Below are 24257 nucleotides of genomic sequence, written 5' to 3' on the forward strand. Positions count from 1 at the left end.
AGCGTGAGCGCCCCCCGGCTTTTTTATTTGCCCACGTAATACCGCTTCACCTCATCAAACTGCATCGCAAAGTCGATATAGCTCATCAGCGCAGGCGAATTCAGCTTGCGGCTCGGGTAGGCCAGCCACAGATCGTTACCTTCAACATTCCACTCCGGCAGCACCTGAACCAGCGCACCTTTTTCAATTTTATCTTCCAGCAGAAACGCGGGTAAGAGCGTGATCCCCGCACCGGCAATCGCACACTCGCGGGCGTATACCAGATTATCGGTCATGTGCGCGTTATCCGGCAGGTAGCGGTAATCCTCGCTCTCGCTTCGCAGAAGCCACTCCGACCACGCCCGGTGCGTAATGCAGCGGTGATCCACGAGCTGACGGGGATGCGTTAACGGCTCCCGACGCGCCAGATACCCCGGCGAGGCCAGCATGTAGCGCGGGCAGTGCCCGATCATCCGGCCAATCAGGGAGGAGTCCTGCGGCTTACCGGTGCGCAGCGCTACGTCAAACCCGGCCTCGACCAGATCCACCACGTCATCAGAGATCGACACATCCAGCGAAACGTCAGGATAGCGAAGCTGGAACTCGGCGTTCATATGCGCCAGCAGCGTCGCCCCAATCCCTGCCGGACAGGTGATGCGCAGCCGCCCGCTCGGGTTTTCGCGCAGTCGCTGGATGGCATACTCCGCCCGCTCGCTGGCCGCCAGCATCTCGCGACAGTGCACCAGATAGTGCTCGCCCGCAAACGTGAGGCTGATCCTGCGCGTGGTGCGGTTGAGCAGGCGGATCCCCACCTGCTGCTCCAGCTGGCTAATTCGCTGGCTAACGCTGGATTTCGGCAGTTCCGCCTTCTGCGCCGCCGCGGTAAAGCTGCCCATCTCCGCCACCAGCGCGAACAGCGCCATATCCTGCAGCTGTTTAAACATGATTGTTCATCCTGTACGAACGCTGAGTTCTTGATTGTCCATCTTATCATGCAGCTGGCCACTTAATAGACTAGCCTCAACAAAACGCATTCCATTGAGGAGCACACCATGTCTGTTAAAGCCATTGCCGTTAACCCAGAAAATCCGTCCACATTCATTGAAATCACCCCGCCGATGCCGCAGCCCGGCGAGCACGATCTGCTGGTGGAGGTGAAGGCCGTCTCCATTAACCCGGTCGATACCAAAGTCCACGCGGGCATTGCTAAAAACGGGCTGAACGCGCCGCGCGTGCTCGGCTGGGATGCCAGCGGGATCGTCAAAGCCGTTGGGGCTGGCGTGACCGGATTCAAACCGGGGGATGAAGTGTGGTACGCGGGCGACATCACCCGCCCGGGTAGCAATACCACGCACCAGCTGATTGATGCGCGCATTGTCGGGCACAAGCCTGCCAGCCTCGGCTGGGCGGCTGCCGCCGCGCTGCCGTTGACCGCTCTCACCGCGTGGGAAGGTCTGTTTGAACGGCTGAACATTCAGGATGCCGGGGCGGATAAATCGCTTCTGATCATCGGCGGCGCGGGCGGCGTGGGATCGCTGGCGATCCCATTTGCGAAGCACAACAGCAAGGTGAAAATCATCGCAACCGCTTCGCGAGAAGATTCCGCCCAGTGGTGTCGCGATCGCGGGGCTGACGTGGTCGTCAACTACCGCGATCTGAAAGGCGAGCTGGCGAAACACGGGCTCACCTTTGTGGATTACATCTTCATCCTCAACGACACCGACGGGCACTGGGATGCGGTCAGCGACCTGATTGCGCCGCAGGGGCATATCTGCTCCATCGTTGAGAATGAACGTCCGCTGAACCAGGACAAGCTGAAGTCCAAATCCGCCGCCCTGCACTGGGAGTTTATGTACACCCGCAGCATGTACCAGACCGCGGATATGGCGCGTCAGGGTGAGATCCTCAATGAGGTGGCAAAGCTGGTGGATAACGGCGTGGTGGAAAGTTCGCTGAGTGAAACGCTGCACGGGCTGAGCGTGGAAAGCATTACCGAGGCGCACCGTAAGGTGCTGGAGGGGCATATGCGGGGGAAAGTGGTGGTTGAGTTCTGAGTGGTTTGATGCCCTCACCCCGGCCCTCTCCCTGTGGGAGAGGGTTAGGGGTAAGTTTTTTAACCCTGCTCCCCCATCATCTCCTTCACCAGCTCGACGCAGCGCAGGAAACGGGAGTCGTAGTCCGACTCTTCCACATGCACAAACTCAACGTTGTTTTCGTTGAGCATCTCCACCAGCATGGTCTGAAACTCTCGCCTGTCTACGGAGCTGCCGAGGCTGCGCATGCCGTCAGCGACCCACGGGGTGTTGTTCTCCAGCAGGATCACCAGGTCAAAGCGGTATTCGTCAATCAGCGCCTGCACGAACGGGTGCTCGCGCCCTTCGTATTTTTTACAGAACGCCTGCGTGGTGACGAAATCGGTATCGATAAACGCCACTTTGTTGGCGTATTTCACCGCAAAATCAATGTACTGGGCATGACCGAGCGCGATTTTGTCGTAGTCGGAATACTGCAGTGCCATCTCGTCGCCGCCGAGGTGCGAGAAGACATAATCGCGGCCGTATTCCCACGCGCTGGTGGTGTTGAAGATGTTCGCCAGCTTGTTGACCAGCGTCGATTTACCACTCGACTCGCCGCCCAGAATAGCTACCGTGCGCACGAAGAACGGCTTCACTTCGGTAGGAATGTAATCCCAGTAGCGGAACGGGTTTTCGCGGATCTGCGCCCCGCTGATGTTCATAAAGGTGCGTTTCGGATCGATCAGCACCGTCTCGATGCCCAGATGCTCGCGGAACTGCGGCGCGTCGGACTCTTCAGAGGTGTAGATCCAGTTAGGCGCAATGCCCTTCTCTTCCATAAACGCTTTGATGCCGTTGCTCCACACGTCCCAGCCGTGCGGATACGGCTCCATACCCTCTTCGTTAAAGGCATGAATACGAATATTTTTCTGATACTTAAAAGTCTGGAGCAGCCAGCGCAGGCGGTCCGGCACGGTCGGCTGCTGCGACATGGCGCTGTCTTCAAACAGCTGACGGTCGCGGGTTTCGTCGTAGCCCATGATGATGTGCAGCTCGTCAACCTGGCTACAGGCGCGCTGGATCAGATAGATATGCCCGGTATGGAGCGGGTAAAACTTGCCGAACACCACGCCGATATTCTTTTGCATACGCGGGAATTCCAGCCCCAGAAAGCGGTGCAGCGCTTCCAGCTTCTGCGCGCTGGGGCTTTTGATTTTGGCGTTCAGCAGCTGGCTCAGGTAGCCTTTGGTCATGCCGCTGGCATCCGCCACCTGCTGCAGCGTGCAGCCCTTCTGGCGGATTGCGGTCTTGATGTAGTCAAATGATGACATAAATTACGGTGCCTCCTGCAAAATCAAATTTACGTAATTATAAGTCGTCAAAGACATTTAACGCATCTGCGAGTTTCTTCACGCCAAATACCTGCATCCCTTCAGGGATTTTTTTCGGCACGTTGGCGGCGGGAACGATCGCCCGGCGGAAGCCGTGTTTTGCCGCCTCGGAGATACGCTCCTGACCGCTGGGCACCGGACGGATTTCCCCGGCGAGGCCCACTTCGCCAAACACTACCAGATCCTGCGGCAACGGCCTGTCGCGCAGGCTGGAGACCATCGCTAGCAGCAGCGCCAGGTCTGCGCTGGTCTCAGTGACTTTGACGCCGCCGACCACGTTAACGAAGACGTCCTGATCCGCCATCTGCAGCCCGCCGTGACGGTGCAGCACCGCCAGCAGGATCGCCAGACGGTTCTGTTCCAGACCGACAGCCACGCGCCGCGGGTTGCCCATCATCGACACGTCCACCAGCGCCTGAATTTCGACAAGCAGCGGGCGCGTACCTTCCCATAAAACCATCACCGAGCTGCCGGAGGTGATCTCATCGCCGCGGCTCAGGAAGATGGCCGACGGGTTGCTGACTTCGCGCAGCCCCTGTTCGGTCATGGCAAACACGCCCAGTTCGTTCACCGCCCCAAAGCGGTTCTTGTGGCTGCGCAGGGTACGGAAGCGAGAATCCGCGTCGCCGTCGAGCATTACGGAGCAGTCGATACAGTGTTCAAGCACCTTCGGTCCGGCCAGCGAGCCGTCTTTGGTCACGTGGCCGACCATTACAATCGCCACGCCGCGCGTTTTGGCAAAGCGCGTCAGGTAAGCCGCGGTTTCACGCACCTGCGCGACGCTGCCCGGCGAGGACTGAATGTCCGCCATGTGCATCACCTGGATGGAGTCGATCACCATCAGCTTCGGCTGCTCTTCTTCGGCAATCATGCAGATCTGCTCGATGCTGGTTTCGGAGAGCATGTTCAGGTTGCCGGTCGGCAGGCCCAGGCGGTGCGCGCGCATCGCCACCTGCTGAAGAGACTCTTCGCCCGTGACGTACAGGGTTTTCATCTGTTCGGCGAGCTTGCAGAGCGTTTGCAGCAGCAGGGTCGATTTACCCGCCCCCGGGTTACCGCCGATCAGGATCGCACTGCCCGGCACCACGCCGCCGCCGAGCACGCGGTCAAACTCTTTGAACCCGGTGGAGAAGCGCGGCAGCTCTTCGAGGCTGATGTCTGAAAGTTTTTGCACCTTCGCCACGCCCGCGTTACCGGCGTAGCCGCTCAGGCGCTCGTTGCGGGCCACGCTCGGCGAAGCCGCCACACCACGCACTTCGGTGATGGTGTTCCAGGCATGACAGGCGCTGCATTGCCCCTGCCAGCGCGGATAATCCGCACCACATTCATTACAGACAAATGCGCGTTTTGGAGCTTTCGCCACGGTTTACCTCGTTATTTCTGTGCGGCCTGCGTGCCGGGTGGCGCTTACGCTTACCCGGCATACAAAGCAGACCGTTATTTCTGATTAATGCTGCCGGAGAGAATGCAGAACACCCCCATCAGGTCAGCGTGACGGATAGTGACTTCCGTCTTTTCATTCACTTTTGGCTTGGCGTGGTAGGCAATGCCCAGCCCGGCGGCTTTGATCATCGGCAGGTCGTTCGCGCCATCGCCGATGGCGACGGTCTGGACAACCGGAATTTCATATTTTTCCGCCAGACGCGTCAGCGTATTGGCTTTGTACTGGGCATCTACGATATCGCCGATCACCTGGCCGGTCAGCTTGCCGTCCATGATCTCCAGCTCATTGGCCACCACGGTGGTCAGATGCAGTTTTTCCCGCAGGTAATCCGCGAAGAAGGTGAAGCCACCGGAAGCAATCGCCACTTTCCAGCCGAGGGACTGCAGCTTCAGCACCAGCTGCGTCAGCCCTGGCATCAGCGGCAGCACGTCGCGCACCTGACGCAGAATGTTGGCATCGGCCCCTTTCAGGGTCGCCACGCGCTGGCGCAGGCTGGCGGTGAAGTCCAGCTCGCCGCGCATCGCACGTTCAGTGACTTCCGCCACCAGCTCGCCGCTGCCCGCCAGCTTCGCAATCTCGTCAATACACTCGATCTGAATGGCGGTTGAGTCCATGTCCATGACCAGCAGGCCAGGGGTTTTAAGGTGCGGAATTTTACCCAGCGGCGCGACGTCCAGCCCGGCGTCATGCGCCAGACGCGTTGCGCGCTGCGTCAGGGAACCCGCCAGGCGGATGACCTGGTAGTCTTCCACGCACCAGGCGGCGACGATGACCATTGCCGCACCGAGCTTGCTTTGATACTGGGTCAGGCGTTGCTTATCCAGACCGCGTCCGTAGAGGAGCCAGCCGCTACGACCGGCGTGGTAATCCAGAGGCATCACCTCATCGCCACTTAAAGAGAGCGGCAATCCTGGCCATAAAGAGACATCCGTTGGCAGGTCACACCAGGTAATGTTCGGCATTAAAGCTCCTGTAATTTCGTTCGCGCCGGAAGGTTGCAGAGGGAAAATAACGCATGAGGCTACCCTGTAACCATCACTTCTGGCAACATTAAGCCGTAAATTTTCAGCAGGTGGAATATGGCTCGCGCAAAACTGAAATTCCGGCTTCATCGCGCCGTGATTGTCCTTTCCTGTCTCGCACTATTAGTGGTGCTGATGCAAGGGGCATCGTGGTTTAGCCAGAACCATCAACGGCAACGCAACCCGCAGTTTGAAGAGCTGGCCCGCACGCTGGCACGCCAGGTGACGCTCAACGTGGCGCCGTCCATGCGTACCGAAACCCCGGACGAGAAGCGGATAGGCCAGGTTTTACGCCTGCTCACGGAGAACAGCCGCATTCTTGATGCCGGCGTCTATGATGAGCAAGGCAACCTGATTGCCCGCGCGGGCGAGCACGTCGACGTGCGCGACAGGCTGGCGCTGGACGGCAAAAAAGCCGGGGGCTATTTTAACCAGCAGATCGTCGAACCTATTCAGGGGAAGAATGGCCCGCTGGGCTATCTGCGCCTGACCCTCGATACCCACACCCTGCCCACTGAAGCCAAACAGGTCGATAATACCACCAATATTCTGCGCCTGATGCTGCTGCTTTCACTCGCCATCGGCGTTGTGCTGGCGCGTACCCTGCTTCGCGGCAAGCGCTCGCGCTGGCAGCAATCCCCGTTCCTGCTGACCGCCAGTAAATCCGTCCCCGAAGACGAAGAGAGCGAGAAGAAAGATTAGTGATAAAGTAGGCGAATGATTCGGAAAAGGAACTTTGCCATGACGACGTTACGCCTGCTTATCTCTGACTCTTACGATCCCTGGTTTAATCTCGCGGTAGAAGAGTGCATCTTTCGCCAGATGCCCGCTACCCAGCGCGTACTGTTTCTCTGGCGTAACGCCGATACGGTGGTCATTGGCCGCGCGCAAAACCCGTGGAAAGAGTGCAACACGCGGCGTATGGAAGAGGATAACGTCCGCCTCGCACGTAGAAGCAGCGGCGGCGGCGCGGTGTTTCACGATCTGGGCAATACCTGCTTTACCTTTATGGCGGGCAAACCGGAGTACGATAAAACCATCTCAACGTCCATCGTCCTCAACGCGCTCAATTCACTCGGCGTGACGGCAGAAGCGTCCGGGCGTAACGATCTGGTGGTGAAAACCCCCGAGGGCGACCGGAAGGTCTCCGGCTCCGCCTACCGCGAAACGATGGATCGCGGCTTCCACCACGGCACCCTGTTGCTGAACGCCGATCTAAGCCGTCTGGCGAACTACCTGAATCCTGACAAGAAAAAGCTCCAGGCGAAAGGGATTACCTCCGTGCGCGGACGCGTGGCAAATCTGGTGGAGCTGCTGCCGGGGATAACGCACGAGCAGATTTGCGATGCCATCCGTGACGCGTTCTTTGAGCATTACGGCGAGCGAGTGGAAGCAGAAGTCATCTCCCCTGAAAAAATCCCGGACCTGCCCAACTTCGCCGAAACCTTCGCCCGCCAGAGCAGCTGGGAGTGGAACTTCGGTCAGGCTCCTGCGTTTTCACATCTGCTGGACGAGCGTTTTACCTGGGGCGGCGTGGAGCTGCATTTTGACGTGGAGAAAGGCCATATCACCCGCACGCAGGTGTTTACCGATAGCCTGAACCCGGCACCGCTGGAAGCACTCGCGGCACGTTTACAGGGCTGTTTGTACCGGGCGGATATGCTGCAGCAGGAATGCGACGCGTTGATTGGGGATTTCCCGGGGCAGGAAAAAGAGCTGCGGGAGCTGTCGGCGTGGATTGCACAGGCCGTGCGCTAGGTGCGGTCTGGTGCCCTCACCCCGGCCCTCTCCCACAGGGAGAGGGAGGGAAGAGACAGAATTACTCTTTATCGCCCAGCAGAACGGATTCCAGCGCGATTTTGATCATGTCGTTAAAGGTAGTCTGACGCTCGGCAGCGGTGGTCTGCTCGTGGGTACGGATGTGGTCAGACACGGTGCAGATGGTCAGCGCTTTCGCACCAAACTCAGCCGCGACGCCGTAGATACCCGCCGCTTCCATTTCCACGCCCAGGATGCCGTATTTCTCCATCACGTCGAACATCTCGCCGCCGTCCGGGGCATAGAACAGGTCAGCAGAGAAGATGTTACCCACGCGCGCTTCAACGCCCAGCGCTTTTGCCGCGTCAACCGCGTCACGCACCATGCCGAAGTCAGCAATCGCCGCGAAGTCATGGTCTTTAAAACGCATGCGGTTAACTTTGGAATCGGTGCAGGCGCCCATACCGATAACGATGTCGCGCAGCTTAACGTCCATGCGCACCGCGCCGCAGGAGCCAACGCGGATGATTTTCTTCACGCCGAAGTCGGTGATCAGCTCTTTGGTGTAGATGGAGCAGGATGGGATACCCATGCCGTGGCCCATCACGGAGATTTTGCGGCCTTTATAGGTACCGGTGAAGCCCAGCATGCCGCGAACGTTGTTCACTTCACGCACGTCTTCCAGGAAGGTTTCAGCAATGTGCTTCGCGCGCAGCGGGTCGCCCGGCATCAATACGACGTCAGCGAAATCACCCATTTCTGCATTAATGTGAGGAGTTGCCATCTTCAGTTCCTTTTCATTTGAATTTTTTTGCCCGGTGGCGCGCAGCGATCCGGGCCTACGGTGTTGTAGGCCGGGTAAGGCGCAGCCGCCACCCGGCAATGACATCAGAACATGGCCTTGCCATATTCCATGTCAGACGTACCAAAGTATTTCGCGATGGTCTGGCCGATGTCCGCGAAGGTTTCACGGTGACCGAGCGAGCCCGGCTTCACTTTCGGGCCGTACACCAGCACCGGAATGTGCTCACGGGTATGGTCGGTACCGGTCCAGGTTGGGTCACAGCCGTGGTCCGCGGTCAGGATCAGAATGTCATCTTCACCCACCAGCTCCATCAGCTCCGGCAGACGGCGGTCGAACAGTTCCAGACCGGCCGCATAGCCTGCGACGTCGCGACGGTGGCCCCAGGAGGAGTCGAAGTCCACGAAGTTGGTGAAGACAATGGTCTTGTCGCCCGCTTCTTTCATCTCTTTGATGGTGGCATCGAACAGCGCGTCCAGACCGGTGGCTTTCACTTTTTTGGTGATGCCGCAGTTGGCATAGATATCCGCGATTTTACCCACGGACACCACGTGGCCGTCTTTCTCTTCAACCAGCTTCTGCAGCACGGTTGGCGCCGGTGGCTCAACGGCCAGGTCGTGACGGTTACCGGTACGCTGGAAGTTACCCGCTTTGTCGCCCACAAACGGACGCGCGATCACGCGGCCAATGTTGTAGCCGCCTTCGGTCAGCTCTTCACGGGCGATTTCGCACAGCTCGTAGAGTTTATCCAGACCGTAGGTCTCTTCATGGCACGCAATCTGGAACACGGAGTCGGCAGAGGTGTAGAAAATCGGCTTGCCGGTTTTCATGTGCTCTTCGCCGAGCTCATCCAGAATCACGGTACCGGAAGAGTGGCAGTTGCCGAGGTAGCCCGGCAGGTTGGCGCGCTTCACCAGCTTATCGAGCAGCTCCTGCGGGAAGCTGTTCTCGTGATCGGAGAAATAACCCCAGTCGAACAGCACCGGCACCCCGGCGATTTCCCAGTGGCCAGACGGGGTGTCTTTACCGGAGGAGAGCTCGTGAGCCCAGCCGTAGGCGCCCACGACTTCCGCGTTGCCGTCCATACCGGCTGCGATTTTACCGGTAGAGCCTTCATGCGCTTTCACCAGACCAAGGCGGGTCAGGTTGGGTAGAGTCAGAGGGCCTTTACGACCGTTGTCCGCTTCGCCTTTCGCACAGGCTTCCGCGATGTGACCCATGGTATCGGAACCCACGTCACCAAAACGTTCTGCATCTTCGGTTGCGCCGATGCCGAATGAGTCCAGCACCATAATAAATGCACGTTTCATAATTGTTCTCCGTACGTAGTGCTTAAAAATGATTGATCAGATCAGTATACCGCTATTCGGTGATACGGCGATAGACAGTCGGTGTGCTTTCCGGCGCTTTATCGTCAAGCGTAATGGCCGCTTTCACCGCTTTAGCCGCTTCCTGCCAGCTGGCTTCGTCTTTGGCGTGGATCACCGCCAGCGGACGCTGGCCGTCAACGCTGTCGCCCAGACGGGCCATATCGGTAAAGCCAACGCTATAATCAATGGTGTCCGATGCCTGACGGCGACCGCCGCCCATCGAGACCACCGCCATACCCAGCGCACGGGTGTCCATCGCAGAGACAAACCCTTCGCTATCGGCATACACCGCTTTGCTGAGCGTCGCGGTTGGCAGGTATTTCGCATAGTTCTCGACGAAATCGGTCGGGCCTTTCTGCGCCGCAACCATGCGGCCAAAGATCTCCGCCGCTTTGCCGTTGTCCAGCACCGCCTGCAGTTTCGCGCGGGCTTCTGCATCGTCTTTGGCCAGCTTGCCGGAGATTAACATCTCAACGCACAGCGCCATGGTCACGTCAAACAGACGCGGGTTACGGTATTCGCCGGTGAGGAACTGTACCGCCTCACGCACTTCGACCGCGTTACCGGCGCTGGAGGCCAGCACCTGGTTCATGTCGGTGAGCAGCGCGGTGGTGCGCACGCCCGCGCCGTTGGAGACGCCAACGATCGCTTCGGCCAGCGCAGCAGAAAGTTCATAGGTCGGCATAAAGGCGCCGCTGCCCACTTTTACGTCCATCACCAGCGCGTCCAGGCCTTCTGCCAGTTTCTTCGCCAGGATAGAGGCGGTGATCAGCGGGATAGAGTCAACGGTCGCGGTGATATCGCGGGTCGCGTAGAAACGCTTGTCTGCCGGCGCAAGAGAGCTGGTCTGGCCGATAATCGCCACACCAACGTCTTTAATAATGTCGCGGAAGCGGTTGTCATCCGGGAAGATATCGAAGCCCGGAATGGCTTCCAGTTTGTCGAGCGTACCGCCGGTGTGGCCCAGGCCGCGCCCGGAGATCATCGGGATGTAGCCGCCACAGGCTGCCACCATTGGGCCGAGCATCAGAGACGTCACGTCGCCCACGCCGCCGGTGGAGTGTTTATCCACAATCGGGCCGTTAAGGTTAAGGCTTTTCCAGTCCAGAACGGTTCCTGAATCTCGCATCGCCATGGTCAGCGACACGCGCTCCGGCATCGACATATCGTGGAAGAAAATGGTCATCGCCAGAGCCGCAATCTGCCCTTCTGAGACGGTGTTATCACGAATGCCGTTGATAAAGAAGCGGATCTCTTCGTCGCTTAATGCATGACCATCACGTTTTTTACGAATAATTTCTTGTGCGAGAAACACGGTAACCTCCATGCGGAATCGGGGGAGTTGTGGCGGGTGGCGCTACGCTTACCCGCCCTACGATCCTGTAGGCCGGATAAGCGAAGCGTCATCCGGCATTGTCTGGCAATCAGTAGCTGCTTGCGCTCTTGCCGTCGCCGTGACCCAGCGCTTTCAGCAGGCTGGCCAGCAGGCTGGACGCGCCGAAGCGGTAGTGACGGGAATCGGCCCAGTCGGCGCCAAACAGCTCGTCGGCAATCGCCAGGAACTGCTGCGCGTCTTCGGCGGTACGCACGCCGCCCGCAGGTTTGAAACCAACGGTTTTGGACACGCCCATGTCGCGGATCACTTCCATCATGATGCGCGCGCTTTCTGGAGTCGCATTTACCGGCACTTTACCGGTAGAGGTTTTAATGAAATCCGCACCGGCTTTGATGGAGATTTCAGACGCCTTACGAATCAGCGCCTCTTCTTTCAGCTCGCCGGTTTCGATGATCACTTTCAGCAGCACGTTTGCCGCCGCGCAGGCCTCTTTACAGGCTTTCACCAGGTCAAAACCGACCTGCTCATTGCCGGCGATCAGCGCGCGGTACGGGAACACCACGTCAACTTCGTCTGCGCCGTAGGCAATCGCCGCGCGGGTTTCTGCCAGCGCAATCTCGATATCGTCGTTGCCATGCGGGAAGTTAGTTACGGTTGCAATGCGCACGTCCGGCGTGCCCTGCTCTTTCAGCGTCTTACGGGCAATCGGGATAAAGCGCGGGTAGATACAGATGGCGGCGGTGTTACCCACCGGCGTTTTCGCCTGATGGCACAGGGCGATGACTTTTTCATTGGTGTCGTCATCGTTCAGGGTGGTCAGGTCCATCAGTTTCAACGCGCGCAGGCTGCTTGCAGTTAAATCGGTCATAACATTCTCCAACGGCAGTGCCGTATAAATTTTACCTTGCGGGTCTGTGAGTATTCTAACATTCACCCGCATCCACACTTCGACATTCATCACAGTTAATGAAAACTGCATACAAATTTGCATTACTGTAATGAGATCTTCTTCAAACTTTAGCGCCTAAATTGCCGACTAAAGCAGCGATACCCCCTGTCGGATCAAAAGCCCCGACAGGCTGGCTTCCTACAATCCGTTCATCATCCGCAGAACACTCAAGGAAGCGAATATGCCCCACTCCAGCCCCGACGCCCTGCAACAACGTTGCCAGCACATTGTGACAAGCCCGGTGTTAACCCCGGAACAAAAACGTCATTTTCTGGCGCTGGAAGCGGAAAACAACCTGCCTTACCCGGCACTTCCTGAGGCCGCACGAGCCGCGCTGGACGATGGGTTTATCTGCGACATGTTCGAAGGCCATGCGCCTTACAAACCCCGTTACGTTCTGCCGGATTACGCAAAATTTCTGGCTAACGGTTCAGAATGGCTGGAGCTGGAAGGGGCAAAAGATCTCGACGACGCCCTCTCGCTGTTAACCATCCTCTACCATCATGTTCCGTCCGTTACATCGATGCCGGTCTATCTCGGTCAGCTTGATGCGATATTAACTCCATATGTTAGAATTCTAACACAAGAAGAGATCGATAGCCGAATAAAACGTTTCTGGCGCTATCTCGACCGTACGCTGCCGGATGCGTTTATGCACGCCAATATCGGCCCGGCGGATACGCCCGTCACGCGCGCCATTCTGCGTGCCGATGCAGAGCTGAAGCAGGTCGCGCCGAACCTGACCTTTATCTACGATCCCGATATCACCCCGGACGATTTGCTGCTTGAGGTGGCAAAAAACATATGTGAATGCAGCAAACCGCATATTTCTAATGGCCCGATGAATGATAAAATTTTCACAAAAGGCCGTTACGGCGTGGTGAGTTGTTACAACTCCCTGCCGCTTGCAGGCGGCGGCAGCACCCTGGTGCGCCTTAACCTCAAAGCCATTGCTGAACGCAGCACATCCATTGAAAACTTCTTCACCCGCGCGCTCCCGCACTACTGCCAGCAGCAAATTGCCATCATCGACGCGCGCTGCGGTTTCCTGTATGAGCAATCTGGCTTCTTTGAGAATAGCTTCCTGGTCAAAGAGGGGCTGATTGATGCGGATCGGTTTGTACCCATGTTTGGCATGTACGGCCTGGCGGAAGCGGTGAATACGCTCTGTGAAAAGGAGGGCATTGAAGGCCGTTACGGAAAAGACGAGCAGGCCAACGCGCTGGGCTATCGCATCAGCGAACAGCTTGCGGCGTTTGTGGAAAACACGCCGGTGAAGCACGGCTGGAAGCATCGCGCGATGCTGCACGCGCAGTCGGGGATCAGCTCCGACTCCGGCACCACGCCGGGCGCGCGCCTGCCCTACGGCGATGAGCCGGATCCTGTCAGCCATCTGCTGGCCGTTGCGCCGCATCACAAACACTATCACTCCGGAATCAGCGATATTCTCACCCTGGAGGAGACGGTAAAACGCAATCCTCAGGCGGTGGTTCAGCTTTGCCTGGGCGCGTTCAGGGCGGGAATGCGGGAATTTACCGCCAACGTAGCGGGTAACGATCTGGTCCGCGTGACCGGCTATATGGTTCGCTTGTCGGATCTGGAGAAATACCGGGAAGCCGGATCGCGCACCAATACCACGTGGCTGGGGGAAGAAGCCGCACGCAATACCCGTATTCTGGAACGACAGCCGCGCGTGGTTAGCCATGAACAGCAGATGCGCTTTAGTTAGTCAGGTCATTCCTTTTTCCTGCGTGGACGGGCCGGGCAGCCGCCTGGCCCTGTTCCTGCAGGGCTGCAACCTGCGCTGCAAAACCTGCCACAACCCGTGGACGATCGGCCGCTGCAACGACTGCGGGGACTGTGTGCCCCACTGCCCGCACGACGCGCTGACCATTCAGGCCGGACGCGTCTGGTGGCAGGAGAGTGACTGCCAGCAGTGCGACACCTGTCTGCACCAGTGCCAGCAGCAGGCAACGCCTATGGCGCACCGCTTCAGCGTGGACGAGATCCTCACCCAGGTCCGCAAATCCGCCCCCTTTATCGAAGGGATCACCGTGAGCGGTGGTGAAGCCACAACGCAACTGCCGTTTTTAGTGACGCTATTCTCAGCGATCAAAGCCGATCCCGCCCTGCGCCACCTCACCTGCCTGGTAGACAGCAACGGTCTGTTAAGCGAAACCGGCTGGCAAAAGCTGCTGCCGGTACTGGATGGCGCGATGCTGGATCTGAAGGCGTGGGGGAACGAGCATCACCGTTTCCTGACCGGGCGCGAAAACCCGCAGATTAAGCAGAGCATCCGCTGGCTGGCAGATCGTCACCGTTTGACGGAACTCCGCCTGCTGGTTATTCCGGAGCAGTGTGATTATCTGGAACATCTCAAACCGCTAACGACCTTTATCCACAGGCTTGGGAATGTGCCGGTGCGCATCAACGCATTTCATGCGCATGGCGTTTACGGTGAGGCGGCGTCGTGGCGCAGCGCCACGCCCGAGGACGTTGAACCGCTGGCGCGGGCGCTGGAAAAACAGAAGATAACGGTGATCCGTCCGGCGCTTTACCTATAGCGTGATGCCAAATACCGAACGGGTATTTTCCAGCAGCGCATCGGCAATCACCTCTTCAGGCTCTTTTCGCAGTTCACACAGGGTGGTAAACACGCGCGCCGCCTGTTCCGGGCGGTTCGGCTGGCCTTGAAAACCATTCAGCGGCATATCCGGCGCGTCGGTTTCCAGCAGAAGCGCCGACAGCGGCAGCTGTGCCATTACGTCCCGGGTTTTACTGGCGCGCGGATAGGTGATGGTGCCACCGACGCCGATTTTATAGCCCAGCTCAATAAAACGCTGCGCCTGCTGCAGGCTGCCGGAAAAACCGTGCACTACGCCTCTGCGAGGCAGATCGATGCGTTTCAGGTGCATCGCCAGCTTATCGTGCGTTCGTCTTGAATGGAGGATCACCGGCAGATCGTGGCGCTTCGCCAGCCTGAGCTGCGCGTCGAGGATCGTCTGCTGGCGCTCAAACTGCGGATCCTCACGATAAAGATCGAGGCCGATCTCACCGATGGCGACAAGTTTGTCTCCTGCGGTCTGCAGGAGTTCATCAAGCCTCTCAATGTGCTCATCAAGATGCCGCTCTATCACAATCGGATGCAGGCCGAGCGCGGCATAGAGCGCGGAGTGTCGCGCGGAAAGATCCAGCACCCGGGAAAAATAGGCCGCTTCCACTGACGGCACAATGATGGCCTGAACGCCTGCCTCGGCAGCTTTGGCAATGCTTTGCGCTTCATCCCCCGTAAACGGCGGGAAATCAAAGTGGCAGTGGGTATCGACAAAGCGGTGCGTCACGCCAGATCCTCGTTATCCAGTAAAGCGTCATTCGCCTGCGGAATATCCACCAGCGGCATCGTCAGGGCGTCGTTGGCGACAATGGCAGGCGGCATAATAATGCGTTTATGGCGATGAAGCGGCGGTTGCTCCGCCAGCATTTTTCCTACCGTCGCCAGGAAATAGCGCCCGCACAGCCGCCCCGTCTTGTAATCCATGCGCAGCGCAGGAACGCGGCTGCCCAGGGCCATGCTCAGCAGCGGCTTAGGCGGATAGATTTCAAAAATACGCAGCTTACCCGGCGGTTTTTCAATGAAGCGCTGCATCGCGCCGTAGGTGGTTTCATGCTGCTTCGCGATGTTCACCAGCGGCTGCAGGCTGCTGTCGCCCAACCAGCGCTCCATCCGTTTAAACCACTGCGGCGTGTAATACATTTGCGACGGTACGGTACGGATCACCACGATGGTTTTCGCCCCACGCCGGGCGGCTTCCTGCACCGGCACCGCGTCACTGATCCCACCGTCCAGATAGCTAATGCCGTCCAGCAGGGCTCCCGTACGATAAAAGCCGGGGATCGCGCTGGAGGCGCGGATGATGTCCAGCCAGTTCTCCTTCTGAGGAGAAAAATAACCCGGCGAATAGTCATCGCCCCGGCTGGCGCACATCCAGAACTCTTTGCCGCTATCAAACAGACGGGCAGCGGTATCCATGGCCAGCGGCATCTGGCTGGAGGTCGCTTCCAGTAGCCAGTCGAGATCGATCAGGTTGCCGCCGCGCACAAAGCGCACCGGATTAAAAAATTCTTTTGCCGTGGTGTAGCGCATGATGACCTTTCGCGCGTAGCCAGGTTGATTACAAACATAGGCAGAGAGGTTCTGCGCCCCGGCAGAGGTGCCTAAGTAAAGATCAAAGGGGTTGAACTGCGCGCGCATAAATTCATCCAGCACGCCGGCGGTGAAAATGCCGCGCTGCCCTCCCCCCTCGCAAACCAGCGCGAGTTGACCTGCGCGAAACGGTTTTAACGTCAGCGGCGCAATATTGCCGAGCGTAACGGGAATTCGTTGCCCCACCTCTGCTTTCCTGTTTTTTGATTATTTTATAACACCACAGTAACGCACCCGACCTGTTCCGCAAATAAGAAAAAGCCAGTCACAGTGACTGGCTTTATTTTGTTGAAGGAATATTGCGTTTGCTACGGACGTCTACGACCCGTAAACAGGCTGACCAGGAACAGAATAATACCCACAACGAAGACAATTTTAGCTGCCCATGCCGCTGTACCTGCCAGTCCACCAAAGCCCAATGCGGCGGCAATTAACGCGATAACCAGAAATATAATGCCCCAACGAAACATAAGCTTCTCCTTTACCATAGTTAATGTCGGCCGCTAAACGTGAGCGCTCAGGTCACTCACCGGCGTTTTTCCAGAGTCGTTCTTATTTCGCCCGCAGGTGTTAGCCAGACGGGCGAATGGTCCAGATTTACTTCGTTTTCAGATCGTTTTTAACGCTTTTCACACCGTCAATCGCTTTCGCGATGGACTCGGCGCGTTCACTTTGCGCCTGCGAATCTACCGTACCGGAAAGCTGAACCACACCATCGGTGGTTTCTACTTTCACCTTACGGGACGGCACGATGTCATCCGCTAAAAGTTTAGCTTTGATTTCGCTGGTAGTAGCGGCATCACCGGCATAACCTTTCACCGACGCGTTTTTACCGTCACGTACGTGCAGCTTATCGCTGACGGAGGCAACACCTTCGACGCCCTTCGCGACTTTCACCGCCTGCTCGGCCTGAGCCTGGCTTTCCACGAAGCCGCTCAGCGTGACCACTTTCTTGTCGGTCTTAACGGAAATATCGGTACTTTTGATGGATTCATCATCCACCAGTGCGGCTTTCACTTTTGCTGTGATTGAGCTGTCATCCATGAAGTTGCCGACTTTATTCATAGAGCTATCGATTTTTTGCCCTGCGGTATCGGCAGTGGACTGTGCTTTATCCATGGTGGTGCTTTCCGCCAGGGCGGAACCGCTCACCAGAACGCTACCCAGGGTTACAGCCAGCAGAGTTTTCGAAATCTTCAGTCTTGTCATATTCATCGATCTATTCCTGTGTTGACCCGTTATTCGGGCTACATACTTCCTTAGTAGTTTTATATATTGCGAATAAACACGCGGGCAAAATGGACAACCTAAAGTCATGCATTGAACAGTTAATTTATCCACGCCCGGTGTTAAACACTGAGTTAAATATAGATCACTCTCACAGAGCCGCTTTCAGAATTGGGTAAAAAACGCGCGAATAGCGTGAAATTGCGTTGAATTAAGAACATTCCGCAAGGGATTAATAAGACAGGAATTAAAGAAGAGCACGGCGGCAGCCGTGCTCTGAGAGGGGATTAGTGCTCGCGGGTTTTACGGAACTGAACGTCAGGATAACGTTCCTGCGTCAGGTTCAGGTTCACCATGGTTGGCGCGATATAGGTCAGGTTGTCGCCGCCATCCAGCGCCAGCTGAATTTCGTTCTTACGCTTAAATTCTTCGAATTTCTTCACGTCAGAACACTCAACCCAGCGCGCGGTCGCGACGTTCACAGACTCGTAAATCGCTTCCACGTTGTACTCGCTCTTCAGACGCGCGACAACCACGTCGAACTGCAGCACGCCGACCGCACCAACGATCAGGTCGTTGTTCGCGATTGGGCGGAACACCTGCACGGCGCCCTCTTCGGAGAGCTGAACCAGGCCTTTCAGCAGCTGTTTCTGCTTCAGCGGATCGCGCAGACGGATACGACGGAACAGCTCCGGTGCGAAGTTCGGAATACCGGTGAACTTCATCATTTCACCCTGGGTGAACGTATCGCCGATCTGAATAGTGCCGTGGTTGTGCAGACCGATGATGTCGCCCGGATACGCCTCTTCAACGTGCGAACGGTCACCCGCCATAAAGGTCAACGCGTCGGAAATCACCACGTCTTTACCGGTACGCACCTGGCGCAGCTTCATGCCCTTTTCATACTTACCGGACACCACGCGCATAAAGGCCACGCGGTCGCGGTGTTTCGGGTCCATGTTGGCCTGGATTTTGAACACGAAGCCGGTGAATTTCTCTTCCTGCGCTTCCACTTCACGGGTGTCAGTTTTACGCGGCATCGGGCGCGGCGCCCATTCCACCAGACCGTCCAGCATGTGGTCAACGCCGAAGTTACCCAGCGCGGTACCGAAGAAGACCGGGGTGATTTCACCGCTCAGGAACAGCTCTTTGTCGAACTCGTGAGACGCACCTTTGACCAGCTCCAGTTCGTCGCGCAGCTGCGCGGCCAGCTCTTCGCCGACTGCCACGTCCAGCTCAGGGTTATCCAGACCTTTCACCACGCGAACGTCCTGAATGGTGTGGCCTTTACCGGTCTGATACAGATAGGTTTCGTCTTTATAGAGGTGATACACCCCTTTGAACAGCTTACCGCAGCCAATTGGCCAGGTGATGGGCGCACAGGCGATTTTCAGCTCGCTTTCCACTTCGTCCATCACTTCCATCGGGTCACGGATGTCACGGTCGAGTTTGTTCATAAAGGTGAGGATCGGCGTATCGCGCAGACGGGTAACTTCCATCAGCTTACGGGTCCGGTCTTCTACACCTTTCGCGGCGTCGATCACCATCAGGCAGCAGTCCACCGCCGTCAGGGTACGGTAGGTATCTTCGGAGAAGTCTTCGTGGCCTGGGGTATCCAGCAGGTTCACCAGGCAGTCGTGATACGGGAACTGCATCACGGAGGTGGTAATCGAAATACCACGCTGCTTTTCCATCTCCATCCAGTCAGATTTTGCATGCTGGCTGGAGCCACGGCCTTTAACGGTACCCGCAGTCTGGATCGCCTGTCCGAACAGCAACACCTTCTCAGTGATGGTCGTTTTACCGGCATCCGGGTGGGAGATAATGGCAAAAGTGCGGCGCTTGGCCACCTCTTGCAGATAAGGAGACAACGTCATAATTAAATCTTCTTTTATAAGCGCGGCAGCACGCCACGCATCATGGAATACAAAATTGCGGCTATTTTACCCATCAATGGGGGGCAGGCAATCATTGTTTACACAGGAGTTGCTCCAGTTCATTCAACGACGTTACGGTCCAGGTCGGCTCGATGCCTTCAGGCTTCACGCGGCCATGCGCATTGAGCCAGACGGTCGACAGACCTGACTTCATGCCGCCCAGGATATCTGACTCTGCCGTATCACCCACCATCAGGACGCGATCGCGGTCAGGATTACCTGCCTGCGACAGCGCATAATCGAAAATCCGCGGATCCGGTTTAGGTACACCCACCTCTTCGGAGATCACCAGCGCGTCGAAATGATCGCGCAGGCCGGTGCGCTCGAGGCGGATCTGCTGCAGGGCGGTAAAACCGTTGGTGATGATCCCCAGTTTCACCTTGCCTTTCAACGCATTCAGCAGGGAAACCGCACCCGGCAGTGGCGCACAGATATCGGCCATCGCGTTCAGGAACGCCTCGTTCAGCGTCCCCGGACTGACCTTTAAGCGTTCCGCCCAGACGTCAAAACGCTGGTGCTGAAGCTGTAACGCGGTGATGGCACCGTTCTGGTAATTCACCCACAGCGGCTTGTTTACCGCCTGATAGTCCTGAAAATCTTCAGCGGTGAAGGTCACGCTATAGTCGAGAAACATCCGCTGTAGTCCGCCGAACGAATCGAACGTAAACAACGTTTCGTCGGCATCAAAGAAAATCCAGTCCCATTTCATCGTTACAACCTTATTTTTTATTATCCAATCGGCAGAGCCATTATGATGGCGTCTTCACGTCCCTCTGCGGTGGGGTAGTAGTTACGGCGGACTGTCGCCTCGTTAAAGCCTAAGCTTTCATAGAGCGCGATGGCGGCGACATTCGACGCGCGCACCTCCAGCCACAGGGTGAAAACGTCACGGGTTTCGAGCTCGCTAATGAGGTGCTCGAGCAGTTCTCTTCCCAGCCCACGGCGCTGGAACGCGGGATCAACCGCAATATTAAACAGCGTCGCTTCATCAAGAACAACCTGCGTGATCGCGAAGGCGGCCATGGTGCCGTCGACGTCCAGGCGGTAGTTCAGATACCGTTCGCCCTGATTGCTGGCGAAGGTTTTTTCGCTCCACGGAAAGGCGTGGGCGCGTGTTTCAATCGCAAACGCTGTGGTTAGGTCAGGCGTCGTGAGGGAAGAAATCGTGTTCATATTCGCAGATTTGTTGCCATAGCGCGCTGCGCGCTTTTGGGTTGGCTTTCAGTTCGTCCAGCGCTGGCGTGCAGATCTGGCTCCCCTGGAGGGGGATCTCGTTTGTGTCTCCGATACGCCAGCTGTTACAGCGGCTATCAGGAGGAAGCATCGCGACACGCTCTGGCGTCAGCTGTAAAACCTGGTCGGCCGTCATCTTCAGGCTGCGAAGGACATCATCGATCAGGGGTTCATTCAGGGCAGGCAGTTCTTCCGCCACCATCACCAGGCGTACGTGCGCAGGGATGGAAATGGCGATTTCGCCCTGCAACGCCGTCGGGCGACGCAAAGCCCACTGGGTAATGCCCAGCTGCTGCAACTGCCAGTCTCGTCGGGATGTCATAGGGAAAACTCCTGTCTCTCAGGCGCGCAAATATAGCAAATGTGTCGAAAGTGCGCCATCTACCTACTATAATCCCCGCCTGAGTTTATTGAGGAACAATTCATGTCTGCATTTACCCCGGCAAGTGAAGTCTTGCTGCGTCACAGTGATGATTTCGAAGAAAGCCGTATTCTGTTTGCCGGAGATATGCAGGATGACCTGCCTGCGCGTTTCGACTGTGCTGAAAGCCGCGCCCACACCCAATACTACCACCACTGGCAGGTGCTGAGCCGCCAGATGGGCGAGCGCGCGCGCTTTAGCCTGGTGGCGGAGCAGAGCGATATCGCCGACTGCGATACGCTGATTTACTACTGGCCGAAGAACAAGCCGGAAGCCCAGTTCCAGCTGATGAACCTGCTCTCCCTGCTGCCGGTCGGCTGCGATATTTTCGTGGTGGGTGAGAACCGCAGCGGCGTGCGTAGCGCTGAACAGATGCTGGAAGGCTACGCGCCGCTGAACAAAGTCGACAGCGCTCGCCGCTGTGGTCTGTACCATGGACGTCTGGAAAAACAGACAACGTTTGACCCACAGGCTTACTGGGACGAGTACCAGCTTGACGGCCTGACCATCAAAACCCTGCCGGGCGTGTTCAGCCGTGACGCGCTGGATACGGGCAGCAAGCTGCTGCTCTCCACCCTGACGCCGCACACCAAAGGCAAAGTGCTGGACGTGGGCTGCGGCGCGGGCGTGCTCTCTACCGTGCTCGCCAGCCATTCACCAAAAGTGCGTTTAACCCTGTGTGACGTGAGCGCCCCGGCGGTAGAAGCCAGCCGCGCAACGCTTGCCGCAAACGGCATTGAAGGCGAGGTGATTGCCAGCAACGTCTTCTCTGACGTCACCGGTCGCTTCGACATGATTATCTCCAACCCGCCGTTCCACGACGGTATGGAGACCAGCCTTGAAGCGGCACAAACGCTGATCCGTGGCGCAACCCGTCACCTTAACAGCGGCGGCGAGCTGCGTATCGTTGCGAACGCCTTCCTGGCGTACCCGAAAGTGCTGGACGAAACCTTCGGCTTCCACGAAGTGATCGCCCAGACCGGCCGCTTTAAGGTCTACCGTACCGTGATGACGCGTCAGGCCAAAAAGTAATCTCCACGCCTGCTTGCCGGATAAGCGCAATCGTCATCCGGCAAGCAGGCGTCTCCGTTCCGGCCATTTTTGCAGCAATCAATAAAAGGTGAGCACTTTTCAGTTGACGTAAAGCTGAAAACATCTAGAATGCGCCTCCGTGGTTACGATACTTTTACAGTATCGATGGTATGCGAAGGTGGCGGAATTGGTAGACGCGCTAGCTTCAGGTGTTAGTGTCCTTACGGATGTGGGGGTTCGAGTCCCCCCCCTCGCACCATAAATCACAATGATATTGCTCGCACTGGGCGAAGGTGGCGGAATTGGTAGACGCGCTAGCTTCAGGTGTTAGTGTCCTTACGGATGTGGGGGTTCGAGTCCCCCCCCTCGCACCAACGAGGCGATATCAACAATAGTAAGATGACTGTGCGAAGGTGGCGGAATTGGTAGACGCGCTAGCTTCAGGTGTTAGTGTCCTTAGGATGTGGGGGTTCGAGTCCCCCCCCTCGCACCAATTATCTTACATCCCTTCTGAAGTTCCTCTTGTTTTCCCTGTTATTTTAAACTCATCAGTATCACCAGAATTCCACTGACCAGTGCTACGCATGATGGCAGTAAAACAAAGTGGCGCAGCTGTTTATGCCAGATCATGCCTGACGTGACTAACAGGCCTGACACAATGATCGCCTTCCAGGTATCAAGGGAGAGATCGGCAAACATCAACCCGCCGAGAATGGCTCCCGGTAGCAATACCCCCCAACCACTTCCAAGCGCCCTGTTCAACATGCTCTGCCCTCTCACAACGATAATGATAACCAATATCATATGACACACATTATCATTTGTCAGCTGAATGAATCAAAATCCATCGACCTTTACCTTTCCCGTAATGACAGGAATTGCCTAAGGTGATAAATTGCACACCTGTTAACAACATCTAAAGATTTTCTGATAATTACTCTTTGAGTTTTTTGCATGTTTTATTGCGAAACGGCACCTACTTATTTGTTTTAATTAAATTTTAATAAAAACGCACGACTATGACATCACAATCCTGGCGGTCTTTGGTTCACAGAAAATATCAATTGTCGTTACGTTTATTTTTATTTCTGAACGCAACCTCGGCAGTGTTCTCGGTAACAAATCCGCTCAATTCTGTACGCCTGTTATCTGCCCCACTTATTGCTATTTTCTCCATCAGCACCGGCCTGTTCGTCTGGCACTGGAGAAAGCGCGCGCGGAAGATAAATATTCCCGTGGTTTCAGGGATCTTCGGTATTTTGTGGGCCTGGCAAATTGTGTCTAAATTCGCCTTAATTACCCACGACCACGCGACGTATTTGTTAATCGCCCTATTAACGGTACTTTTTATCGGAACGCTGGCATTCGCCAGTAATATCAAAGCATTTACGCTGCACTCATTGCCCACCTTTATTGTCTGCCTGTGGCTAAGCGATCACGATATATGGCTAAGAATGACCTATTCTTTCGCACTTCCTGTGGTGGCAATTGCTATTCATAACATTTTGCAAACGCGTAACGATCGTTTCGCTCAGGAATTGCTCTCTCGCCTGTTGGAAGAGCGAGAAACCCTTACCGATCTCAGCATGATGGACCCGCTTACCGGGCTCTATAATCGTCGCGGTCTGCAAAGTCGTCTGGAGAACCTGCCGACGGTAGAAAATGGCGAGCACTTTGTTCTGCTGATGGATATCGACCACTTTAAAGCCTATAACGATCATTATGGCCATATGATGGGCGACCAGGCGCTGAAGCGCGTTTCTGCGGCAATCCGCGACGCCGTGCGTTCTCGCGATATTGTGGCGCGTTTTGGCGGAGAAGAGTTTATGGTGCTGCTGACCAATATTTCACTCGAACATGCTCGCCAGACGGCCGAGCGGATCCGTCAGAAAGTCTACGATTTGAAAATCCCGCATCTGTTTAATGAGAGTGTCGCGACAAACGTCACCATCAGCATTGGTATTGCCATTTTCGAGGATGAAGACGTGGAAGGCGCGCTGGAAAAAGCGGACAAAGCCCTCTACGAAGCAAAGCATATGGGGCGCAATAACATTCTGTTGAGTGAAGAGCTGCAGACGGCATAAACATCACTGCGGTGTCACCCGGACAAAAGTCTTGCCATTGGTATGAGCAATAG

The 24257-nt window shown here is 56.6% G+C and carries 24 protein-coding genes and 3 tRNA genes; 10 read left to right on the top strand and 17 right to left on the bottom strand.

Features of this window, described 5'->3' with window-relative positions:
* Nucleotides 1–23 precede the first annotated feature (23 nt).
* A complete protein-coding gene (locus tag BJ885_RS17255; RefSeq protein ID WP_121932462.1) occupies nt 24–923 on the bottom strand; it encodes a LysR family transcriptional regulator in 900 nt (299 codons plus the stop codon).
* A 108-nt stretch (nt 924–1031) separates the two neighbouring features.
* Between BJ885_RS17255 and BJ885_RS17260 the strand changes: the two genes are divergently transcribed.
* Entirely contained in the window at nt 1032–2033 is a 1002-nt protein-coding gene (locus tag BJ885_RS17260) for a zinc-binding alcohol dehydrogenase family protein (protein WP_121932461.1), read from the top strand.
* A 59-nt stretch (nt 2034–2092) separates the two neighbouring features.
* On the opposite strand, the gene nadR is transcribed toward BJ885_RS17260, so the two are convergent.
* The 3 genes from nadR to serB all read right to left on the bottom strand — a co-directional run bounded on the left by nadR (nt 2093) and on the right by serB (nt 5791).
* On the bottom strand, nt 2093–3325 hold the full coding sequence (gene nadR, locus BJ885_RS17265; protein WP_015572616.1) for a multifunctional transcriptional regulator/nicotinamide-nucleotide adenylyltransferase/ribosylnicotinamide kinase NadR: 1233 nt from the start codon (nt 3323–3325) through the stop codon (nt 2093–2095).
* A gap of 37 nt (nt 3326–3362) precedes the next feature.
* On the bottom strand, nt 3363–4748 hold the full coding sequence (gene radA, locus BJ885_RS17270) for a DNA repair protein RadA (protein ID WP_014068810.1): 1386 nt from the start codon (nt 4746–4748) through the stop codon (nt 3363–3365).
* Nucleotides 4749–4822: 74 nt separating this feature from the next.
* Nucleotides 4823–5791: a phosphoserine phosphatase gene (gene serB / locus BJ885_RS17275; protein WP_023310325.1), complete on the bottom strand. Its 969-nt coding sequence runs from the start codon at nt 5789–5791 to the stop codon at nt 4823–4825.
* 117 nt (nt 5792–5908) lie between these two features.
* On the opposite strand from serB, the gene BJ885_RS17280 reads away from it, so the two are divergent.
* Both BJ885_RS17280 and lplA read left to right on the top strand, forming a co-directional pair.
* The gene (locus tag BJ885_RS17280) at nt 5909–6553 is read left to right on the top strand and encodes a YtjB family periplasmic protein (protein WP_032660794.1); all 645 of its coding nucleotides are present in this window, start codon (nt 5909–5911) and stop codon (nt 6551–6553) included.
* A gap of 39 nt (nt 6554–6592) precedes the next feature.
* On the top strand, nt 6593–7609 hold the full coding sequence (gene lplA / locus BJ885_RS17285; RefSeq protein WP_038417666.1) for a lipoate--protein ligase LplA: 1017 nt from the start codon (nt 6593–6595) through the stop codon (nt 7607–7609).
* A gap of 61 nt (nt 7610–7670) precedes the next feature.
* Here the strand turns inward: lplA and deoD are convergent, their stop codons facing one another.
* The 4 genes from deoD to deoC all read right to left on the bottom strand — a co-directional run bounded on the left by deoD (nt 7671) and on the right by deoC (nt 11985).
* Nucleotides 7671–8393 carry a purine-nucleoside phosphorylase gene (deoD, locus tag BJ885_RS17290; protein ID WP_010427122.1) on the bottom strand — a complete coding sequence of 241 codons (723 nt, stop codon included), beginning with the start codon at nt 8391–8393 and terminating at the stop codon, nt 7671–7673.
* Between the two features lie 104 nt (nt 8394–8497).
* On the bottom strand, nt 8498–9721 hold the full coding sequence (gene deoB, locus BJ885_RS17295; RefSeq protein WP_121932460.1) for a phosphopentomutase: 1224 nt from the start codon (nt 9719–9721) through the stop codon (nt 8498–8500).
* Nucleotides 9722–9773: 52 nt separating this feature from the next.
* Nucleotides 9774–11096, bottom strand: a complete 1323-nt coding sequence (gene deoA, locus BJ885_RS17300) for a thymidine phosphorylase (protein WP_121932534.1) — start codon at nt 11094–11096, stop codon at nt 9774–9776.
* Nucleotides 11097–11205: 109 nt separating this feature from the next.
* The gene (gene deoC, locus BJ885_RS17305) at nt 11206–11985 is read right to left on the bottom strand and encodes a deoxyribose-phosphate aldolase (RefSeq protein ID WP_201283086.1); all 780 of its coding nucleotides are present in this window, start codon (nt 11983–11985) and stop codon (nt 11206–11208) included.
* Between the two features lie 262 nt (nt 11986–12247).
* Between deoC and BJ885_RS17310 the strand changes: the two genes are divergently transcribed.
* Both BJ885_RS17310 and BJ885_RS17315 read left to right on the top strand, forming a co-directional pair.
* The gene (locus BJ885_RS17310; protein ID WP_121932459.1) at nt 12248–13795 is read left to right on the top strand and encodes a YjjI family glycine radical enzyme; all 1548 of its coding nucleotides are present in this window, start codon (nt 12248–12250) and stop codon (nt 13793–13795) included.
* Complete coding sequence (locus BJ885_RS17315; RefSeq protein WP_121932458.1) at nt 13770–14630, top strand: YjjW family glycine radical enzyme activase; 861 nt, start codon at nt 13770–13772, stop codon at nt 14628–14630. The genes BJ885_RS17310 and BJ885_RS17315 overlap by 26 nt, the downstream gene beginning before the upstream one ends.
* Here the strand turns inward: BJ885_RS17315 and BJ885_RS17320 are convergent.
* The 8 genes from BJ885_RS17320 to BJ885_RS17355 form a co-directional block, all read right to left on the bottom strand.
* A complete protein-coding gene (locus BJ885_RS17320) occupies nt 14625–15407 on the bottom strand; it encodes a TatD family hydrolase (protein ID WP_121932457.1) in 783 nt (260 codons plus the stop codon). The two genes, BJ885_RS17315 and BJ885_RS17320, sit on opposite strands and share 6 nt — an antisense overlap.
* Nucleotides 15404–16456: a patatin family protein gene (locus tag BJ885_RS17325; RefSeq protein ID WP_121932456.1), complete on the bottom strand. Its 1053-nt coding sequence runs from the start codon at nt 16454–16456 to the stop codon at nt 15404–15406. Before BJ885_RS17325 ends, BJ885_RS17320 begins: the two co-directional genes overlap by 4 nt.
* Nucleotides 16457–16578: 122 nt before the next feature.
* Nucleotides 16579–16740, bottom strand: coding sequence for a DUF1328 domain-containing protein (locus tag BJ885_RS17330; protein ID WP_003856556.1), 162 nt, complete (start codon nt 16738–16740; stop codon nt 16579–16581).
* A gap of 127 nt (nt 16741–16867) precedes the next feature.
* Nucleotides 16868–17485 (bottom strand): molecular chaperone OsmY, encoded by a 618-nt coding sequence (gene osmY, locus BJ885_RS17335; RefSeq protein ID WP_032660819.1) that lies wholly within the window; start codon nt 17483–17485, stop codon nt 16868–16870.
* Between the two features lie 299 nt (nt 17486–17784).
* Nucleotides 17785–19374 carry a peptide chain release factor 3 gene (prfC, locus tag BJ885_RS17340; protein WP_059347204.1) on the bottom strand — a complete coding sequence of 530 codons (1590 nt, stop codon included), beginning with the start codon at nt 19372–19374 and terminating at the stop codon, nt 17785–17787.
* Nucleotides 19375–19465: 91 nt separating this feature from the next.
* Nucleotides 19466–20143: a pyrimidine 5'-nucleotidase gene (gene yjjG / locus BJ885_RS17345; protein WP_121932455.1), complete on the bottom strand. Its 678-nt coding sequence runs from the start codon at nt 20141–20143 to the stop codon at nt 19466–19468.
* Nucleotides 20144–20163: 20 nt separating this feature from the next.
* A complete protein-coding gene (gene rimI / locus BJ885_RS17350; RefSeq protein ID WP_121932454.1) occupies nt 20164–20607 on the bottom strand; it encodes a ribosomal protein S18-alanine N-acetyltransferase in 444 nt (147 codons plus the stop codon).
* Entirely contained in the window at nt 20576–20989 is a 414-nt protein-coding gene (locus BJ885_RS17355) for a DNA polymerase III subunit psi (protein ID WP_121932453.1), read from the bottom strand. Before BJ885_RS17355 ends, rimI begins: the two co-directional genes overlap by 32 nt.
* 102 nt (nt 20990–21091) lie before the next feature.
* Here BJ885_RS17355 and rsmC point away from each other — a divergent pair, with 102 nt between their 5' ends.
* The 4 genes from rsmC (at nt 21092) to BJ885_RS17375 (ending at nt 22613) form a co-directional block, all read left to right on the top strand.
* On the top strand, nt 21092–22120 hold the full coding sequence (gene rsmC / locus BJ885_RS17360) for a 16S rRNA (guanine(1207)-N(2))-methyltransferase RsmC (RefSeq protein WP_029740018.1): 1029 nt from the start codon (nt 21092–21094) through the stop codon (nt 22118–22120).
* Nucleotides 22121–22292: 172 nt separating this feature from the next.
* Nucleotides 22293–22379 (top strand) — tRNA-Leu (locus BJ885_RS17365).
* A gap of 28 nt (nt 22380–22407) precedes the next feature.
* Nucleotides 22408–22494 (top strand) — tRNA-Leu (locus BJ885_RS17370).
* 33 nt (nt 22495–22527) lie between these two features.
* Nucleotides 22528–22613, top strand: a tRNA-Leu gene (locus BJ885_RS17375).
* A gap of 41 nt (nt 22614–22654) precedes the next feature.
* Here the strand turns inward: BJ885_RS17375 and BJ885_RS17380 are convergent.
* Nucleotides 22655–22924, bottom strand: coding sequence for a DUF1435 domain-containing protein (locus tag BJ885_RS17380; protein ID WP_047646590.1), 270 nt, complete (start codon nt 22922–22924; stop codon nt 22655–22657).
* A gap of 215 nt (nt 22925–23139) precedes the next feature.
* Between BJ885_RS17380 and BJ885_RS17385 the strand changes: the two genes are divergently transcribed.
* Complete coding sequence (locus BJ885_RS17385; protein WP_029740020.1) at nt 23140–24204, top strand: diguanylate cyclase; 1065 nt, start codon at nt 23140–23142, stop codon at nt 24202–24204.
* The last annotated feature ends 53 nt before the right edge of the window (nt 24205–24257 follow it).

Source organism: Enterobacter sp. WP_7_1, from assembly GCF_003688535.1.
Lineage (GTDB): Bacteria > Pseudomonadota > Gammaproteobacteria > Enterobacterales > Enterobacteriaceae > Enterobacter > Enterobacter asburiae.

Excerpts from the sequence above, each read along its gene's own strand:
- BJ885_RS17255 (WP_121932462.1), bottom strand. The coding sequence starts at position 923 with ATGTTTAAACAGCTGCAGGATATGGCGCTGTTCGCGCTGGTGGCGGAG.
- BJ885_RS17260 (WP_121932461.1), top strand. The coding sequence starts at position 1,032 with ATGTCTGTTAAAGCCATTGCCGTTAACCCAGAAAATCCGTCCACATTC.
- nadR (WP_015572616.1), bottom strand. The coding sequence starts at position 3,325 with ATGTCATCATTTGACTACATCAAGACCGCAATCCGCCAGAAGGGCTGC.
- serB (WP_023310325.1), bottom strand. The coding sequence starts at position 5,791 with ATGCCGAACATTACCTGGTGTGACCTGCCAACGGATGTCTCTTTATGG.
- BJ885_RS17280 (WP_032660794.1), top strand. The coding sequence starts at position 5,909 with ATGGCTCGCGCAAAACTGAAATTCCGGCTTCATCGCGCCGTGATTGTC.
- lplA (WP_038417666.1), top strand. The coding sequence starts at position 6,593 with ATGACGACGTTACGCCTGCTTATCTCTGACTCTTACGATCCCTGGTTT.
- deoD (WP_010427122.1), bottom strand. The coding sequence starts at position 8,393 with ATGGCAACTCCTCACATTAATGCAGAAATGGGTGATTTCGCTGACGTC.
- deoB (WP_121932460.1), bottom strand. The coding sequence starts at position 9,721 with ATGAAACGTGCATTTATTATGGTGCTGGACTCATTCGGCATCGGCGCA.
- deoC (WP_201283086.1), bottom strand. The coding sequence starts at position 11,985 with ATGACCGATTTAACTGCAAGCAGCCTGCGCGCGTTGAAACTGATGGAC.
- BJ885_RS17310 (WP_121932459.1), top strand. The coding sequence starts at position 12,248 with ATGCCCCACTCCAGCCCCGACGCCCTGCAACAACGTTGCCAGCACATT.
- BJ885_RS17315 (WP_121932458.1), top strand. The coding sequence starts at position 13,770 with ATGAACAGCAGATGCGCTTTAGTTAGTCAGGTCATTCCTTTTTCCTGC.
- BJ885_RS17330 (WP_003856556.1), bottom strand. The coding sequence starts at position 16,740 with ATGTTTCGTTGGGGCATTATATTTCTGGTTATCGCGTTAATTGCCGCC.
- osmY (WP_032660819.1), bottom strand. The coding sequence starts at position 17,485 with ATGAATATGACAAGACTGAAGATTTCGAAAACTCTGCTGGCTGTAACC.
- prfC (WP_059347204.1), bottom strand. The coding sequence starts at position 19,374 with ATGACGTTGTCTCCTTATCTGCAAGAGGTGGCCAAGCGCCGCACTTTT.
- yjjG (WP_121932455.1), bottom strand. The coding sequence starts at position 20,143 with ATGAAATGGGACTGGATTTTCTTTGATGCCGACGAAACGTTGTTTACG.
- rimI (WP_121932454.1), bottom strand. The coding sequence starts at position 20,607 with ATGAACACGATTTCTTCCCTCACGACGCCTGACCTAACCACAGCGTTT.
- BJ885_RS17355 (WP_121932453.1), bottom strand. The coding sequence starts at position 20,989 with ATGACATCCCGACGAGACTGGCAGTTGCAGCAGCTGGGCATTACCCAG.
- rsmC (WP_029740018.1), top strand. The coding sequence starts at position 21,092 with ATGTCTGCATTTACCCCGGCAAGTGAAGTCTTGCTGCGTCACAGTGAT.
- BJ885_RS17380 (WP_047646590.1), bottom strand. The coding sequence starts at position 22,924 with ATGATATTGGTTATCATTATCGTTGTGAGAGGGCAGAGCATGTTGAAC.
- BJ885_RS17385 (WP_029740020.1), top strand. The coding sequence starts at position 23,140 with ATGACATCACAATCCTGGCGGTCTTTGGTTCACAGAAAATATCAATTG.